The 16,801-nt window shown below is 38.4% G+C and carries 15 protein-coding genes; 10 read left to right on the top strand and 5 right to left on the bottom strand.

The genetic code is table 11. The annotated features are described in order from the left end of the window. Positions 1-65: 65 nt before the first annotated feature. Positions 66-992, bottom strand: coding sequence for a DUF5996 family protein (locus tag HDE68_RS11230; RefSeq protein ID WP_183881912.1), 927 nt, complete (start codon positions 990-992; stop codon positions 66-68). Between the two features lie 131 nt (positions 993-1,123). On the opposite strand from HDE68_RS11230, the gene HDE68_RS11225 reads away from it, so the two are divergent. From HDE68_RS11225 to HDE68_RS11215, 3 genes are all read left to right on the top strand, one after another. Further along, positions 1,124-1,873, top strand: a complete 750-nt coding sequence (locus HDE68_RS11225) for a hypothetical protein (protein ID WP_183881910.1) — start codon at positions 1,124-1,126, stop codon at positions 1,871-1,873. Positions 1,874-2,172: 299 nt separating this feature from the next. After that, positions 2,173-3,063 carry a M57 family metalloprotease gene (locus HDE68_RS11220; RefSeq protein ID WP_183881909.1) on the top strand — a complete coding sequence of 297 codons (891 nt, stop codon included), beginning with the start codon at positions 2,173-2,175 and terminating at the stop codon, positions 3,061-3,063. Between the two features lie 158 nt (positions 3,064-3,221). Further along, positions 3,222-3,620, top strand: a complete 399-nt coding sequence (locus tag HDE68_RS11215; protein WP_183881907.1) for a nuclease A inhibitor family protein — start codon at positions 3,222-3,224, stop codon at positions 3,618-3,620. A gap of 48 nt (positions 3,621-3,668) precedes the next feature. On the opposite strand, the gene HDE68_RS11210 is transcribed toward HDE68_RS11215, so the two are convergent. Together HDE68_RS11210 and HDE68_RS11205 are read right to left on the bottom strand one after the other, a co-directional pair. Further along, on the bottom strand, positions 3,669-3,854 hold the full coding sequence (locus HDE68_RS11210) for a hypothetical protein (protein ID WP_183881905.1): 186 nt from the start codon (positions 3,852-3,854) through the stop codon (positions 3,669-3,671). Between the two features lie 88 nt (positions 3,855-3,942). After that, a complete protein-coding gene (locus tag HDE68_RS11205) occupies positions 3,943-4,764 on the bottom strand; it encodes a universal stress protein (protein WP_260171750.1) in 822 nt (273 codons plus the stop codon). A 139-nt stretch (positions 4,765-4,903) separates the two neighbouring features. Here HDE68_RS11205 and HDE68_RS11200 point away from each other — a divergent pair, with 139 nt between their 5' ends. Genes HDE68_RS11200 through HDE68_RS11185 form a run of 4 tightly spaced genes read left to right on the top strand, consistent with a single transcriptional unit; the run spans position 4,904 to position 8,208 of the window. After that, entirely contained in the window at positions 4,904-5,578 is a 675-nt protein-coding gene (locus tag HDE68_RS11200; protein WP_183881903.1) for a FadR/GntR family transcriptional regulator, read from the top strand. Between the two features lie 32 nt (positions 5,579-5,610). Further along, positions 5,611-6,846: an MFS transporter gene (locus tag HDE68_RS11195; protein ID WP_183881901.1), complete on the top strand. Its 1,236-nt coding sequence runs from the start codon at positions 5,611-5,613 to the stop codon at positions 6,844-6,846. A 51-nt stretch (positions 6,847-6,897) separates the two neighbouring features. Then, positions 6,898-7,359 carry a GNAT family N-acetyltransferase gene (locus HDE68_RS11190; RefSeq protein ID WP_183881899.1) on the top strand — a complete coding sequence of 154 codons (462 nt, stop codon included), beginning with the start codon at positions 6,898-6,900 and terminating at the stop codon, positions 7,357-7,359. A gap of 54 nt (positions 7,360-7,413) precedes the next feature. After that, complete coding sequence (locus HDE68_RS11185; RefSeq protein ID WP_183881897.1) at positions 7,414-8,208, top strand: hypothetical protein; 795 nt, start codon at positions 7,414-7,416, stop codon at positions 8,206-8,208. Between the two features lie 69 nt (positions 8,209-8,277). Here the strand turns inward: HDE68_RS11185 and HDE68_RS11180 are convergent, their stop codons facing one another. Both HDE68_RS11180 and HDE68_RS11175 read right to left on the bottom strand, forming a co-directional pair. Next, positions 8,278-9,399: a TIGR03364 family FAD-dependent oxidoreductase gene (locus HDE68_RS11180; protein WP_183881895.1), complete on the bottom strand. Its 1,122-nt coding sequence runs from the start codon at positions 9,397-9,399 to the stop codon at positions 8,278-8,280. Then, positions 9,396-10,742 (bottom strand): DUF5690 family protein, encoded by a 1,347-nt coding sequence (locus HDE68_RS11175; protein WP_183881893.1) that lies wholly within the window; start codon positions 10,740-10,742, stop codon positions 9,396-9,398. Before HDE68_RS11175 ends, HDE68_RS11180 begins: the two co-directional genes overlap by 4 nt. Before the next feature lie 137 nt (positions 10,743-10,879). Between HDE68_RS11175 and HDE68_RS26645 the strand changes: the two genes are divergently transcribed. The 3 genes from HDE68_RS26645 (at position 10,880) to HDE68_RS11160 (ending at position 16,799) form a co-directional block, all read left to right on the top strand. Further along, complete coding sequence (locus HDE68_RS26645; protein ID WP_183881891.1) at positions 10,880-12,277, top strand: ATP-binding protein; 1,398 nt, start codon at positions 10,880-10,882, stop codon at positions 12,275-12,277. 44 nt (positions 12,278-12,321) lie between these two features. Further along, positions 12,322-13,983: an FAD-dependent oxidoreductase gene (locus tag HDE68_RS11165; protein ID WP_183881889.1), complete on the top strand. Its 1,662-nt coding sequence runs from the start codon at positions 12,322-12,324 to the stop codon at positions 13,981-13,983. A 428-nt stretch (positions 13,984-14,411) separates the two neighbouring features. Then, the gene (locus HDE68_RS11160) at positions 14,412-16,799 is read left to right on the top strand and encodes a phosphocholine-specific phospholipase C (RefSeq protein WP_183881887.1); all 2,388 of its coding nucleotides are present in this window, start codon (positions 14,412-14,414) and stop codon (positions 16,797-16,799) included. The last annotated feature ends 2 nt before the right edge of the window (positions 16,800-16,801 follow it).

The following is a 16,801-nucleotide window of genomic DNA, read 5'->3' as shown; positions in this document are numbered from 1 at the left end:
AAGTTAAGGTATTCAGAGAAGGTTTCAAATCAAATCAGGGCCAGGTAATTAGTTATGTCGGCCAGCTACGGTTCTAAATATGAAAAATCGCATTCAAGGGCAGTTCTGTCCCAGTTTCCGGTTATCGCTGCTGCTTCATAAGTAGATTGCAGAAAATCCATTAGAAATTTTTCCGGATCGGGGGCATTTCTCACCTCATCATAATGAAGAATAAATTCACCTAAATCATGGCTGAAGAATGCTTTTTCAGGTTTAACAGGCTGATCTTTGAAAGTTTCTGGTGTTGGATAGCAATAGGCATAAAAAACCGGATGAGGGAAATTCTCATTGCCAGGCCAAAAACCACAGCTGCTTACCTCATGAGAATAAGCCTCCTGCATAACATCCAATGGCATATTAGGCATCCCACCAGAATGCTTAGGAGCCGTTCTCCCTGAAAACCGGGTTACGGCAAGATCAAATCCTCCCCAAAAGAAATGAACCGGACTGCATTTTCCACTAAACTTTGCCCTGAAGCCGAGAAAGACAGCGTCTATTCTGACCAGCGCCTGCCAAAAAGCAACTATTTGCTTTTCATCGTAATGACAATGAATGTCATCTTTTTGAAATGGAATAGCAACCTCTATCTCATTTGGTTTCGCATAGATTTCTGCATCAATTTCTAAAAGATGAAGTTTCTCGAAAAGTTCTTCATAAAAGCTGGCTACAGTACGTGGATACAAGTTCATATGCTGCTGTCCATTAGCACTGGAAGTGATAATCAGCTGATGAGTCGTAAAATCAAAATCTATTTGAAACAGACCATTGTGATAGGGGATGCTTCCGGTAGTGAGCCCCATTCCGGATACATATAGTGTTACATGCCACGAATGGTTTAACCATGGTGTTTTTACCAGTCTGATCTTTCCAACTATCTGCGTCCATAACTGTACAGTGGCAAGTGTATCTTTCAGGTTCTCAAATTTCAGTTCCGGCCAATTATTCTTAACCATATCTTATTGATTTATCTAAATATACAGAAAATCATAGGTAAGTCATAGCAGTGATCTCATTTTAAATGATTCATTTGTCTGCTTAGAAACTGATACTTTTGTTCCAGGGAGAATTAAATCTGTTAAATAAAATGTCCACTATAAAAAATTTATTCGTCATCTTATTATTTACCATCAGTTTTTGCAATGCACAAGAGAAGACAGCAGGAACATCGGCGCAGGATAAGTTTAACTATGCAGGCTTTATTAACAAAAATATTCCGGTAGAACTTAGCCTTACTATTCTGGGGGATCATACCGTTTTTGGGGAAATAAAATATTTAGATGCTAAACCTGTCTTACCGGTTAAAATTATTGGTGTTTATTCTGAAAATGGAAATGATTTTACATTAGCAGAATTCCAGAAAAATGGAAATGTCAGTGGTGTAATCCGTGCAGATTTGAAAAACCTGAATATTGATGGGGAATGGGGATCAACAAAATCTGATGACAGCTACCCTATTAACGTGGTCTTTAAATCTCATGAAAGCATTAAACAGGAAATCTCTGCAAATAGAAATGTAGAAGGAGAGTATGCTTATCATTATGCAGAAACAGGATTTGATGGCGTGATTAAGATTACAAAAGAAAAAAATGGTACCTACAGCTATGTTATAGGCACGGTTACTGGTGAAAAAATAAGAGATACAGCCAATGCCAGCGGTAGTGGCCTGACCCTCAATAATGATGAATTTATTATTGAAGTCAATAAAAACTGCAGGTTCAGAGTTGATTTTTATGATGGGTTTTTAAAAATCAGTGCGGTAGATGATGATCCTGGTGCTTGTGGTTTTAGCGGTACCAATGCAACTTTAAGAGGTGCATATCTGAAAATTAAATAAGGATAAAAGATCTTTTTGAAAAAGCTAAACCTATTTAGGTAAGCATTAACGTAAGTTTTTATTATTATAACTGTCCTCAAACAGGATTTAGCGGCGATATTGGAATAGTTCGCGTAAAAAAAAGGCCGAAGGAATAAGACATATAGGTGGTTCTCCTATTTTTACGACTGTTGATATCAAGTATTTAACGTCTCTCATCTTCTGATAAGCCCCAAACTTAATAGAAGGTTTTACTACCAGCAAAAAAAATCTAACCGATTTTGATTAACGGGGCCAATTAACTACTAACCTATCTACCTATGAAAACTAAATCCTATTTAAGCCTGATTATCCTGATATTAGGGATTACGGTATTTATCAGCTGTAAAAAAAACGGCAAATCAGATGTTCCATCGACGGAACAAAATTCAAATTTAACTAAAGACGAGCAGTCTTCTATAGCCAAAGCAGGTCTGTCTCCCGAAGGCGCTATTAAAAAAGATGGCGGTTATTTAATTGAAGGAGATATTTTTCTGACGATGGAAGACCTTGCTGCACAGCAAAACTATATAGCAGAACTAAAATCTGGTCCCAAAACAGAGCAATACCGTTCTACTAATATTGTAACAGGTTTACCCAAAGTAATCAATGTAAGAGTTGATGCAGGAGCATCACAAAAAGTCTTTACTGATGCAACAAAGGCAGCCGTTAAACGCTATAATGATCTGGGTGTAAAACTTACTTTTAATCTATTGGATTCAGCATCTAAAACTAAAACTGATATCTTAATCAATGGTGCAAATTTAGGGACTATCACTCAGAATGGTAAAGTATATACTGTACTTGGTCAATCGGCAGGTTTCCCGAAAAATGGAAATCCGGCAACTCCAATTAAGTTGAGTAATACGTATTATAACAAAGACTATAAACAAAACGAGTTATTAGCGACTGTAATTGCGCATGAAATTGGTCATGCGATTGGTTTCAGGCATACAGACTATGCAAATAGAAACTATAGTTGTGATAAAGATGCTTACGATGCAGGTTCTATATGGGATGAAGGAAAAGGCACTGATGGCGCCGTTCTTATTCCTGGCACACCGGCAGGTGCAGATCCGGATTCATGGATGCTGGCCTGTGCTGGTTCTTCAAGCCGTCCGTTTACTGCAAATGATATCATTGCTATCAAAGCACTTTATCCTGTAAAATAATTAAATCAAATGTTAATTGGCCCGGGAAAGGCATCTGATCCTAAATGATCAGATGCCTTTTTTATGGCTGTTACCCAAAGATGAAATTTTTGTTATTCTTTACCATCATATATTTTAATTGATACTAATACGTTATTTTAGAATATAATCTCACCGAAATGGAAAATCAAATCTTATCAGGGTTATCAGAAAAAACAAAGGACCTGCTGTTTTTCAGTGAATCTGAAGCCCCTCTGCTTATAGAAAATCTCGGACAGTTGCCAAAAGATCAATTGGATAAAAAGCTTATTGAATTAAACAGTGAAAATCCCGGCACTTTAAAAACACTGGATCCTGATGAATTCTTTGCCTACCTGGTGAAAAGGGCCGATCCGGGAGATCACTATATGGTGGATAATGCAAATAAGTTTACCGCTATATATGCTTATTTGAAAGCAAATTTCTCTGATATAGCAGTGAAAAGAATAGAGGGAGGAGTACATGTTCCGATCATTATTACTGCCTATCAGCCTGATGGTAGCTGTATTTCCCTATCAACATACGCTATCGAAACCTAAAAAATATCTTCAGTCTAAAAGGTTATTCAGTTGAAGATCCTTTTAGACTTACGGGATTTCATTCAGGTAATCAACTTTATTGCTGGTATGAACTGAATCCGTCTGCAATTTGTGGTGAACTTGTTGAGAAACCTTGTGATCTGTTGTTGACGGTTGTATTTTTTGTTTCTCCTTACTCTGGCAGGAGTAAAATAACAGGCCAATAAAGCTTAAGCCCAATAGTATCTTTTTCATACTCAAATATCGGTACTGCTTTTCGATTGTTATAATTGATTGTTTTAATAGTATTGATTGATAAAACCGATTGATCGGACTGATTGATTTATAGAGGGATGGAAAGTAAAGGGATGTTCAATCCTGAGGCCATTACACGTGTTTTACTCCGGTGAATAATATTGGCCCAGAAGCCATATTTTTTTGGAACCATAATCAGCAGATCGGCCTGAAATTCAATAATCTCTTTTTCTATTTCCCGGATAACCATAAATGATTTCACATTTTTATAGTAATAGGTAATCCCATCTAATCCATCATCCAGTGCATTGACAACTGTTGAATGTTCCTGCTCTGATCTTAATACCTCCAATGTCTGATCGACGTTGAAAACCTCTACCTGTGCCTCCAGGTCTAAGGCTACCTCTTTGATACTTGCTAATGCTTTTTTAGATAACCCACGCAATACATCGCAGGCAAAAAGTACTTTTTTTGTTCCCTCAAACCTGGCATTCTGCGGTACGGCCAGTACCGGGATTTTTAAATTCTTAATGGCAAAGGAAGTTGTATTTCCCCAAAGATCCTGTTCCAGTGTTTTCTTAGGCATTCCTAAAACAACAAGTTCAGCTTTATATTTCTGAATTACTTCTTTCAATTCGTCTTCAATAAACGAAAAGGCAGATTCATGTCCTACCTCAATTTCATAATCGTAGGAAAGAGAAAAAGAGCGCTCTAATAAACGGATCTCATTCTCAATCATTAATGCCTGGATACTCGATGCAGGTAAAAGCGTATTGGCAGCATGAAACGGGATAACAAAGGAATTAAACAAGATCAGCTTTGCATTTTTATGTTTTGCAATCGCAGCAGCATATTCCACTGCATTGTCAGCAAGAATGGAAAAATCGGTAGCAGCAATTATAGTCATCATAAGTTGATTCTGTTTAAACCAATTTACTGAGATGTTTTAGTATTCAAACAAAAGGGGATAAAATTTACAATAATAAAACTATTGCTGATCTTTTTTTGGGAATAAAAATATTTATAATACATTTGAATCATCAGATGATATGATGAATACAACTACACTAATCTCCCGCAAATCATTAGCCGACGAAGTTGCCGAAAAATTACAGCAGCAAATCGCCTTTGGCACTTATAAAGTAGACGAAAAGCTGCCTATAGAACCAGAATTGATGTCGTCCTTTGGGGTTGGACGTTCTACAATCAGAGAAGCCATCAAAATCCTGGCAAATTGTGGTCTATTAAGGGTCCAGCAGGGTATTGGTACTTTTGTGGAGAATGCAACAGGTATAAAAGAACCTTTATCCCAACGTTTAAAGCGTGCAGATTGGGAAGACCTGGACGAAGTAAGGCAATTGCTCGAAATGAAAATTGCAGAAAAGGCAGCATTAAACAGAACCAAAGCTGATGTGGTAAAAATATATGACTGGTTAAAAAAGCGTGATAAAGCCGCGAAAAATGAGCTGCTTGAAGAATGTATTGATGCGGATATCCAGTTTCACATTTCTATTGCAGAAGCCTCAGGAAATGAAATCCTGATCGATCTGTATAAATCGGTCGCAATTCACATGAGAAACTGGTTTCTGGAAGTCTATAAAGACACTAAAATATTTAAAGAAACCAGTCATCAGCACAAACAGCTTGTTAAAAGTATTGAAGCCGGAGATGCAAAAAAGGCATGGAATAACTCCGCAAAAATAATAGGACATATTTCTCAATAATAAATCATCGCAAAGATGAACTGATCTAATTTATGGAAACCAATACAGCTACACTTGATCCCGCTACAAAAAAGGACATCGTTCAGAAAACGATTTACCCGATCCTTTTTACAATCAGCTTCACGCATTTATTAAACGATATGCTACAAGCGGTAATTCCGTCTGTTTATCCACTTTTTAAGACTGAATTTAATCTCTCATTTTCTCAGATTGGATTGATCACACTGACTTATCAGCTGACAGCTTCACTTTTACAGCCTTTTGTAGGGCACTATTCTGATAAAAAACCAAAGCCTTATTCTCTGGCGGTTGGAATGGGGTTTACACTCATCGGTTTGATCTTCGTTGCTATGGCATCCAGCTTTGCAGCAATCCTGGTTTCAGTTGGTTTTATTGGAATAGGATCTTCGATATTTCATCCTGAGGCCTCAAGGGTTGCTCACCTTGCTTCGGGAGGTAAAAAAGGACTGGCTCAATCTATATTTCAGCTTGGAGGTAATGCGGGGAGTGCCATTGGCCCCTTACTGGCCGCATTAATTGTTATTCCTTACGGGCAATTTTATATTATCTGGTTTGGAATAGCAGCTGTCGCAGGTATCCTGATCTTAATACAAATTGGTAAATGGTATAAAGATCATCTGGACCTTAGAATTAAAGGAAAGGCTCCGGCTTTAGATGAAGTAAAGCATAACCTGTCAAAAGCAAGAGTAGTTAGCTCTATTGTAATTCTACTGATACTGACCTTTTCTAAGTACTTCTATATGGCCAGTATGACCAGTTATTTTACTTTCTATCTGATTGATAAATTTCATATCTCTGTTCAGCAGTCGCAACTTTATTTATTCGCATTTTTAGCGGCAGTAGCTGCGGGAACTATGATAGGCGGGCCATTGGGTGACCGTTTTGGCAGAAAATATATTATCTGGATCTCTATTTTAGGCGTTGCCCCATTTACCTTATTGCTTCCTTATACCGGGTTATTTTTAACAGGTGTGCTGGCTGTAATCATTGGCGTAATTATCTCTTCTGCTTTTTCCGCGATCCTGGTTTATGCGACTGAACTTATTCCTGGAAAGGTAGGTATGATTGCAGGCTTATTCTTTGGGTTCGCTTTTGGTATGGGCGGGGTAGGATCTGCTGTTCTGGGTAAACTTGCCGATTATACCAGTATTGAATATGTATTCAAGGTTTGTGCTTTCTTACCACTGATTGGTGTGATTACAGGATTCCTGCCTAATATAGAGAAAAAGAAAAAGGCGGTTGATTAAAACCCTTCAACTGATATTTTATTAGTTTTGAAATTCTGAATATCATTAAACATGGAACAAATTACAATTAGAAAAGCGACGCGCAGTGATCTGGATATATTATTGGAATTTGAACAGGGTATAGTTGAAGCGGAACGTCCTTTTAATCCCAAATTAAAAGACTCGGATGTACATTATTACAATATCCCTGAAATGATCAAAGCCGATCATATTCAATTGCTGGTTGCTTTATCAGGAAATGAAGTTGTTGGATCAGGATATGCACGCATAGAAAATGCGAGTCCCTATATGAAATATGACAGGTATGCTTATCTGGGGTTTATGTATGTTACGCCACTACATCGTGGAAGAGGTGTGAATAAGGCTATTCTTCATGATTTATCGGCATGGTCTAAAGCACAGGGTATTACAGAACTGAGACTGGAAGTCTATTCAGCTAATGCTGTTGCGGTTAAAGCTTACGAAAAAGCTGGATTTGCTAAACTTTTCACGCAGATGAGATGTGAAATTTAAGTTAGTATTAAAGGATTTATCTCATATTTGTAAAAAAAACCTGACCAGTCAATTATGAAATTACCTTTATTTGCCGTTGCTTTAATTATTCTTGCTGCCGGATGTAATCAGCAGGAAAAAAAAGTTAAAAACTATATTCCCGGAATTTTAACTAAAAATGAAGTCTTTAATGATTTTCCTAAGGACGCATCAGATTCTCTTTCTGTTGTCAGGGTCAATGAACAAGGACAGAAAGATTATCTTACAGTAAAATTCAGGGATACTACTGTGCGTATTCAAACAGAGAAATCTGATACTGCTAAAGCGGCGTATAAATTTGTATCTGCCCAGTTTACCAATAATCAGAAAACATGTTTACTGGTTCAGCTGGCTGATAGCTCTGGTTTGGTTCCACGTCCGTTTCTAATTGCAACCAATTCTGGTAAACTGGAGGTAATTAGTTTATATCGTCCTTCTAATGGTAAAGACGACCGGAAATTCAGCAGAGGTGTAGAAAGAGTTGGTGCAACCGGTTACCTGGTAAACAATGATTTCTTTATAACGAATGTAACATCTAAAGTTTACCTGCTTAAAAGACAGCATCCTGACGAAAGAATTCAGGGGCAGATATTATTATTATCTCCTGATAAACAGACAATTGTTTTTGCAGTTCAGGACTATCTGTATCAGGTGAGTTACCGGACCAATGAAGATTTGAATGAGCCTATTGCACCTGGTAGTCCTAAAGATATAGCTTCCATCTATAAGTGGATCACTGCGAATTACAGTTTTAGAAAAAACAAGAATGAGGTTACCTTCTTAAGATACAATGATGACAACAGGATTGTTGATATGAGACAATCCAGATAAAATAATAGAAAAAGGGCAGCCTGAGCTGCCCTTTTCTGTTGTAAACTATCTCAATAATGCGGAGAATTATTAAGTTCTTGAAGCAATATACTGCTCGCATAATCCAAAAGACAAAGTCATACCATTACCACCTAAACCATTGATGACCGTTACTCCCGGTGTTGCTTCTGCGATGAATTCTGTTGCACCGTTAGTCATCTTAGGATAAATGCCATGCCATGATTGCAGCATTTTCCAATCTTTAAAATCGGCAAAAGTATGCAGGTATTCCAGGATCATGGTATTGATAAACTCTTTATCAAAAGGATCATGAACCAAACCATATTCATGAGAATCTCCAATAGTCAGCTCACCGCTTCCATTTTGAGAAACCATGACGTGGATACCCCAGTTAAGCTGTGTGGCATATTGCTCGTCATATCTTTTCTTTAATGCAGGTAAAGAAGCTGCCGCCTGGAAACCAGGGTAATGAATCATGGATAAGCCACCGCATAAAGACGGTCCGATGCGCCATTCATCCGGTTGAGTAACCAAACGCATCATTTGTAATTTACATTTAGTGATAGCTGTAGCAGCAAATAATTCTGGATAAAGAGTCTCAAAATCGGCTCCGCTGCAAACAAAAATTTCGTCTGCTTCCCAGCTTTGATTTCCCGAACTTACTTTGGGATGCGCTATACGGCTGATCGCTGTGTTCCAATGAAAAATTACACCATATTTTTCTGCCAGGTAAGCAGCTACCTGTCCAACGGCAACCCTCGACTCTATGATCATTTCATCACCACTCCATAAAGCGCCTTTTAAGCCATTTACATTAATAGCAGGTGACTTTGCTAAAGCTTGTTCAGGAGTTAATAAGCTGCAATTGCGATGCTGATGGTTAATGTCTGCATATTCGCTCATGACCTGTAACTCATCTGCATGGTATGCGATATGTAAAGAGCCTACCTCTTCATGCCATATTTTAGCCTCTGTACAGATCTCTTTCCAGATACTACGGGATAACATGGCCCGGTCAAACATGGGGCCTGTAGCTTGTCCAATAGGCCATACCATACCAAAATTACGTATAGATGCACCAACGGCGCGCTCATTCCTTTCAATAATTGTTACCTGATAACCTCTTATTGCTAATGCACGGGCAGTAGCCAAACCTACAATGCCTGCGCCAATTACTATTGCGTTCTTCATAATGATACGATATTAAATTGCTGCTCTTCCAGTTTTTGTTCTTCAGTTTTTTTTTCTTTTTTGCGGTTCCTCTGAGCAGTTTGTAAAAAATAAATAAGTGACAGTACAGCGCTGATTCCACCTATTACAGCAACGAGCATAATACCTTCTCTGAAAAAATTGCCCCAGCTAATATTGGGTTTGCCCAATTCTTTCACTACTAAAATACTGACACTTGCTAAATAACCGGCAGCGTCGGCTACATACATAATAAAACCAGCATTGCTCCGGTAATTGAAAGAGGCGATCATCCTTTCAAAAAATATAGCATTATAGGGTACATAAGCAAGGTAAAGACCTAGTCCTGCCATAGTCATCCATGCAATAGGACTAATCATTTTATGATCAAAAAGATAGGTTGATATTCCAACCAGTAAACATCCGCCAATAATAAACAGGTGAATAATACTGAATGCTTTAAGATTTTTTCTGATCAGGATGAGTAAACTCATTCCTACCAGAACAATAATGGAAATAAATAAATCGATATGTGTATAAATACTATTGCTCTTTACACCAAGATCAGCCCAGATTTCTACTTCAAAGTTGTCCCGCACATCACGCATAATCGTTAGCAGCACATAAATAATTAAGGTCAGAATAATGCCTGGCAAAAAACGGATCAGGAAATCTCTTCTCTCCCGGGCATTCATCGGGGTACGTTCTACTCTTAATTTTTTATCTTCTGCAGTAGGGGGGGGCATCAGCTCTAAGCAAAATACAAAGAATAAAAGCGGGATTACAAATATCGCCCCTGTTAAAAAAGGCATATGATATTCATTCACATGAAATACGGTCAGTAAAGTACGGCCAACAGTTTTTACAAAACCAGAAGCAAAGATTAAACTGATAGACATAACCGCTGCCATAAATTCTGTAGATTTCCGGCCTTCTAAATACCCGAATACCAATCCCCAGATCATGCCTAACGGAAAACCATTGATAAACAGGAATACAATATTCCAGGGAGCAGGTACCAGGGCGAATCCAAGTAATGCCAGCCAGGAGATGCCAATCAGGATCAGAATACTTTTCCCCCTGTTATTGCCTTTGATTTCAGAAATAAAACGGATACCGTAAAATTTACTTAACATATAGCCTAAAACCTGGGCAATTACCAGCCATACTTTATAATCAACGTGCAGATACTGATGGTCTGTGAAGGTACCGGCTGCAAAAGCCTTACGGAAAGAATACATTGCCGTATAGGTCCCAAATGCAGAAAGCGCAGCGAGTATCGAGATTACAGCATAAGGTAATGTGGCAACTTTGGCGCGTAATACTGCTAGTTTTATAAGACTCATAAAGCTTATCTTTTGTTTAGCAATACTAAACTTTGTTTATTAATATCAAATTATCCCAATGTTAAGCTTTGGTAAACAACCGATTTATAAATTTTAAAGGCATATAATCTGAAACTAAATTTAGCTAAATTTATACCATGCATATCGTAACTGTTTTATGGCTTAAGTCGCTTGAGGTTTTTAGTAATGTTCCTGATGGTCAGTTACAATGGTTCATTGATCATAGTGATGACCAGCGGCTCGGTGATGGTGAATATCTCACTGAACCAGGCGATCCGATCAAAGGGCCGCATGTACTTGTCGAAGGTAAACTGAGCCTTCATATGTTCCAGAACGGATCAAAACGGGAATTTGTCATGTTTACAAAAGGAGATATTTCAGGATACCTGCCTTATTCCAGAGGGAAAATTTCCGGGGGCTATGCACAGGCAATTGGTGAGGTTCAGTTACTGAGCTTCCGGACAGAAAAAATGCAGGAAATGATTAAAGATCATTTCGAGCTTACACAGTCTCTTGTGCATGTGATGAATAACCGGGTCAGGGAATTTACAGCAATGCAGCAGCAGAATGAAAAAATGATGGCTTTGGGTAAACTGAGTGCCGGACTGGCCCATGAGTTAAATAATCCTGCCTCGGCAATTGTTCGTGATTCTATTTCGCTGAAAGAGCATTTAAGACTGGGACCGCAGGTATTTAAGAAAGTGGTGGGCATTACCATTAAAGAAGAGCAGATAGACAAATTAAATGAAGTACTGTTTAGGATCATAGGTGTAAAAGAACAGCCTCTTTTATCTCTGAAACAACGTATGGTACTCGAAGATGAGATTGCTGACTGGTTCGAAGAGAAGAATGTAGAGAATAGTTATACTATTGCAGAGAATTTTGTTGACTTTAATTTCAGTGTTGCTGATCTGGAAGCCTGTGCGGAACCAATTGCAGAATATTTATCTCCTGTTTTTAACTGGATCAGTAATTTACTGGTCACAGAACGTATGGTAGAAGATATTCAGGAATCTTCTAAAAGAATCGCCGATCTGGTTAATTCTGTGAAAACATTCACGCATATGGATAGAGGAATGGAAAAAGAATATGCAGATATTCATATTGGTATCCGTAACACACTAACCATGCTGGGTTATAAAATCAAAAAAGGAAATATTACAGTAGTGGAAGATTATGATGAAACACTTCCACAGGTCAAAGGAATGATTGGTGAACTTAATCAGGTATGGACTAATCTGATTGATAATGCTATAGATGCAATGGAACCTAATCTTAAGGGTACTTTAACCCTGAAAACTGAAAAGGACAGAGAATTTGTGAATGTTTCAATTATTGATGACGGGCCGGGGATTCCGGCAGATGTGCTGTCTAGTATATTCGATCCTTTTTTTACCACTAAACCAATGGGAAAAGGCACAGGAATGGGGCTTGAAGTAGTGCAAAGAATCATCCATCAGCATAATGGAAATGTTAAAGTTAAATCTGTCCCGGGCCGTACGGAATTTACGGTATGTTTTCCATTGGAGAATTAACGGCAGTATCCTGCTGTTAAATAAATTTTAAACAATTATAAAAAATGAACCTACCCATAATTTTTTCTATAGATGATGATCCGCAGGTCTTGCGCTCTATCAGCCGTGACCTGAAAATAAAATATAGTAAAGAATATAAAATATTAAGTACAACTTCTGCCCGGGAGGCCCTGGATATGCTGACAGAGCTGAAAAACAGCGCTGATGTAGTTGCCTTGTTTTTATGTGACCAGAGGATGCCTGAAATGGAGGGGGTTGAATTCCTGGAAAAAGCAATGCTGATTTATCCGGATGCTAAACGTGTCTTGCTGACTGCTTATTCTGACACTGAGGCCGCAATTAAGGCTATCAATGAGGTAAAACTGGATTATTATCTCATTAAACCCTGGGACCCGCCAGAAGACAAACTATATCCCGTAATCAATGATCTGCTGGATGACTGGCAGGGGGATTATATTCCGGAGTTTAAAGGGATAAGGGTTGTGGGCTTCCAGTTTTCCCCTTTATCACATGTGGTTAAAGATTATTTAGCGAGCAATTTGATCCCATATCGCTGGATGGATATAAGGACAAATTCTGATGCAGCTGCTTTATTAACACTCAATAAGCTGTCCAATGATGATTTGCCAATCGTATTAATGGATGATGGGACATTTTTAACCAAACCATCTATTAAGGAAATCGCTTCTAAAATAGGTAAGAACCCAGAAGTCATCCATGATATTTATGATGTGGTGATTATTGGTGCTGGCCCGGCCGGACTGGCGGCAGCAGTATATGGGGCTTCCGAAGGGTTAAAAACATTAATGATTGAGCGTAAAGCGCCTGGCGGACAGGCAGGGACAAGTTCAAGAATAGAAAATTATCTGGGTTTCCCATCCGGATTAAGCGGAGCAGATCTGACCAGAAGGGCAATCAGCCAGGCCGTACGTTTAGGTGCCGGATTTTTATCGCCTCAATCCGTTAGTGATATTAAACAGAAAGATGGCTATAAAACTATTATACTGGAAGACGGACCTGAAATTATCAGCCGTTCGGTGATCATCACCACAGGTGTGGACTACCGGAAACTGGAAGTAAAGGGAGTTTCAGAGCTAACTGGTGCAGGTATTTATTATGGTGCGGCAACAACAGAAGCTGCTGCCTGCAAAGGTAAAAGTGTTTATATAATAGGCGGGGGCAACTCTGCTGGTCAGGCGGCAATGTACCTTTCTAAGTTTGCGTGTGATGTAAGTATTGTCATCCGTAAAGATGATTTAACCCCGACGATGTCTTCTTATCTGATTGATCAGATTGGTCATACTCCTAATATTCATGTTTTAGGAAATACAGAGGTGATAGAAGCGAAGGGAGATAACTGTCTGGAAAAACTGGTGCTGATTAATGTTAAAACAAAAGAAACAACGGAAAAAGATGCGACTGCACTTTATATTTTTATAGGGGCAAAACCTTATACAGACTGGTTGAAACTGGATATTCTGAAAGATGAAAAAGGCTTTATTGAAACGGGCCGTGAATTGAGAAGCTACGAGGGTTTCAATAAAACATGGAAGTTGAAAAGAGATCCTTTTTTATTGGAGACCAGTTGTGCTGGTATTTTTGCTGCAGGCGATGTCCGTTCCGGAGCAATGAACAGAGTTGCTTCAGCAGTGGGTGAAGGTTCAATGGCTATAAGTTTTGTACATAAATATCTGGCAGAAGTTTAAATTAAAAATGGGCTTTTCGGCTAAAGAAAGGCCCGTTTTAATTAATTTGTAATAGAGTAGAAAAACTCTCCGACTGAGTAGCCGAACTTATAAATCATATATATAGATAAGAGGATAGTGAAAACTGTTACTCTTGTTCTTCTTTTAGTCAGCATCGAGCTGATTAACGTTTGTAATTCCATATTATCTTTTAGTTGTATCTCTATTAATGCACCAAGATAATTATTTCATTTAAAATTCAAACCGAAATCAGTCTTAAAATGAAATTTATAACTGATTCTTATTGCTTAACAAAGGCTTTACAATTAAGAATTATGCGGGCAATATCTTTGTTACAGACGTATTAATTTTAGCTATTATTTATAATATTATAAAAATACCTAAATGCGTTTCGGGTAAGAGTGACACACATAATTTGATTAACAATAATGAATTCCAGAAGAGATTTTTTGAAGAAAGCAGCAATGTTTTCTGGTGCAGCGGGTTTAGCCAATGTAATTCCGATGTCTATACAAAAGGCAATGGCAATTGAAGCTGATCCGGGAACTACTTTTTATGATGCAGAGCATGTGGTATTCCTGATGCAGGAGAACCGTTCTTTTGATCATATGTTTGGTAAATTGAGCGGTGTACGCGGGTTTAATGATCCCCGTGCGGCTATTTTGCCTAATAAAAATAAAGTATGGCTGCAGCAGGATGCTTCGGGAAATACCTTTGCTCCATTCCATATTGATATTAATAAGACCAAAATTACCTGGCAGGGAGGATTACCTCATTCCTGGAATGATCAGGTTGCTGCACGCAATAAAGGGAAGTACGATAAATGGGTCCCAGTTAAGAGTTTAATGACTTTGGGTCACTATGAGCGTACTGATATTCCTTTCTATTATGCTTTAGCAGATGCTTTTACGATATGTGACCATAGTTTCTGTTCTTCATTAACTGGTACAACGCCAAACAGATTGTTTTTTTGGACCGGAACTATCCGTCCTGAGCAAAATGGGAAAGCTATTGCTGCTGTAGATAACTCACAGGCAGAATCACATTCCAATACTTTCGTAGACTGGGATACTTTTCCTGAACTGCTGGAAGATCATCATGTATCCTGGAAGGTTTATCAGAATGAACTTTGGACTGCCAATTTACAGGACAAAAGAGTAGGTGACTGGGTTGATAATTATGGGGATAATGCGCTGGAATACATCAAACGCTACAATGTTAAATTATCTGCTTATTTCCGTAAGAATGGAGACCGGACCAATAAAAAAGAAATATTAACAGCCGAACAGGTAACCGCAAAATACAATAAGCTAAGTCAAAAGGAGAAGAATCTGATTGATAAGGCATTTGCTACAAACATCAATATACCTGGTGATTATCTGGAACTGGAACCTTTTACCTATACCAATGATCTGGGAGTTAAGGAAACTGTAGAGATTCCCAAAAATGATATTTTTCACCAGTTCAGGACTGATGTTGATCAGGGTAAATTACCAACTGTTTCGTGGCTGGTTGCGCCTCAGCGTTTCTCTGACCATACCAGTTCTCCATTGTATGGAACATGGTACGTCTCAGAGGCAATTGATATTCTGACTAAGAACCCTGAAGTCTGGAAAAAGACAATCTTTGTGCTGACCTATGATGAAAATGATGGTTACTTCGATCATATTCCACCATTTGTTGCGCCTAACCCTAATGATCAGGATACAGGAAAAGTTTCTTCCAAAATGAATATTGACGTGGAATGGGAATCTAAAAAAGGAAGCCCTATAGGATTAGGATATCGTGTACCTATGCTGATTGCTTCACCATGGAGTAAAGGGGGCTATGTGAATTCACAGGTATTTGATCATACTTCTTCACAGCAATTTTTAGAAAAATTCCTTAGTAAAAAGATGGGTAAAAAAATCAGGAGCCATCAGATCAGCGATTGGAGAAGAGCGGTTTGCGGCGACCTGACTTCTGTATTCAGACCTTATAATGGAGAAAAAATAGTTAACCCTAAATCATTGCAAAAAGATGAAGTGGTTACCAGTATACAAAATGCGAAGAATAAACCTGCACAAGTCACACCAGATGCATTAACTCCAGCAGAAATAGCGGCAATCAATAATCATTTACCATTTGCATCTGCATCTCCTGTGGCTATGCCGGTACAGGAAAAAGGAACAAGAAAGGCTTGTGCTTTGCCCTACCGGTTGTATGCAGAAGCCAACCTGAACTCAGATAAAACGGCAGTAGAATTAAGGTTTGAATCCGGAAAAACAGGTTTTGGACAATTACTGGAACCTGTCGGTGCTGCATTTAATGTAACTTCCTTAAATCCATATGCAGAAGTAGCAGGTAAAAATTGGGATTATGCGGTAAATGCAGGGGATCAGGTGAGCCACCAGCTTGAACTGAATAAATTCAAAACTGAAAGCTATGATTTGCTTTTAAGAGGGCCTAATGGATTTTTCAGACATTTTAAGGGCAATAAAAATGACCCTGAATTTAGTGTCTCCTGTATGGAAGAGAAATCGGGATTATTGAAAGAGAAACTTAGTGGCAATGTAATCATCCTGCTGGAAAATAAAGGTACAAAACCTTTAGATGTACAAATTAAACAAGGTGTATATGCTGCCTCTGAACCAGCCCGTAAAATTCAGTTGAAACCGGGAAGTAAAGAACAAGTAGTTTTAAATCTTAAAAACTATTCGGGCTGGTATGATTTTACTGTATTTGCCGGAAATAACACCTATAGCAGACAATACGCCGGACATGTGGAAACTGGTGAAGAGTCTATCACAGATCCTTATATGGCCGGAATCCTGTAAAA

Source organism: Pedobacter cryoconitis, assembly GCF_014200605.1.
Taxonomy (GTDB): Bacteria; Bacteroidota; Bacteroidia; order Sphingobacteriales; family Sphingobacteriaceae; genus Pedobacter; species Pedobacter cryoconitis_B.
The sequence above is the reverse complement of the archived record's forward strand: the minus strand, read 5'-3'. Positions and strand labels throughout refer to the sequence as shown.

Coding starts and splice junctions, on each gene's coding strand:
- HDE68_RS11230 (WP_183881912.1), bottom strand. CDS start 992: ATGGTTAAGAATAATTGGCCGGAACTGAAATTTGAGAACCTGAAAGAT.
- HDE68_RS11225 (WP_183881910.1), top strand. CDS start 1,124: ATGTCCACTATAAAAAATTTATTCGTCATCTTATTATTTACCATCAGT.
- HDE68_RS11220 (WP_183881909.1), top strand. CDS start 2,173: ATGAAAACTAAATCCTATTTAAGCCTGATTATCCTGATATTAGGGATT.
- HDE68_RS11215 (WP_183881907.1), top strand. CDS start 3,222: ATGGAAAATCAAATCTTATCAGGGTTATCAGAAAAAACAAAGGACCTG.
- HDE68_RS11210 (WP_183881905.1), bottom strand. CDS start 3,854: ATGAAAAAGATACTATTGGGCTTAAGCTTTATTGGCCTGTTATTTTAC.
- HDE68_RS11205 (WP_260171750.1), bottom strand. CDS start 4,764: ATGATGACTATAATTGCTGCTACCGATTTTTCCATTCTTGCTGACAAT.
- HDE68_RS11200 (WP_183881903.1), top strand. CDS start 4,904: ATGATGAATACAACTACACTAATCTCCCGCAAATCATTAGCCGACGAA.
- HDE68_RS11195 (WP_183881901.1), top strand. CDS start 5,611: ATGGAAACCAATACAGCTACACTTGATCCCGCTACAAAAAAGGACATC.
- HDE68_RS11190 (WP_183881899.1), top strand. CDS start 6,898: ATGGAACAAATTACAATTAGAAAAGCGACGCGCAGTGATCTGGATATA.
- HDE68_RS11185 (WP_183881897.1), top strand. CDS start 7,414: ATGAAATTACCTTTATTTGCCGTTGCTTTAATTATTCTTGCTGCCGGA.
- HDE68_RS11180 (WP_183881895.1), bottom strand. CDS start 9,399: ATGAAGAACGCAATAGTAATTGGCGCAGGCATTGTAGGTTTGGCTACT.
- HDE68_RS11175 (WP_183881893.1), bottom strand. CDS start 10,742: ATGAGTCTTATAAAACTAGCAGTATTACGCGCCAAAGTTGCCACATTA.
- HDE68_RS26645 (WP_183881891.1), top strand. CDS start 10,880: ATGCATATCGTAACTGTTTTATGGCTTAAGTCGCTTGAGGTTTTTAGT.
- HDE68_RS11165 (WP_183881889.1), top strand. CDS start 12,322: ATGAACCTACCCATAATTTTTTCTATAGATGATGATCCGCAGGTCTTG.
- HDE68_RS11160 (WP_183881887.1), top strand. CDS start 14,412: ATGAATTCCAGAAGAGATTTTTTGAAGAAAGCAGCAATGTTTTCTGGT.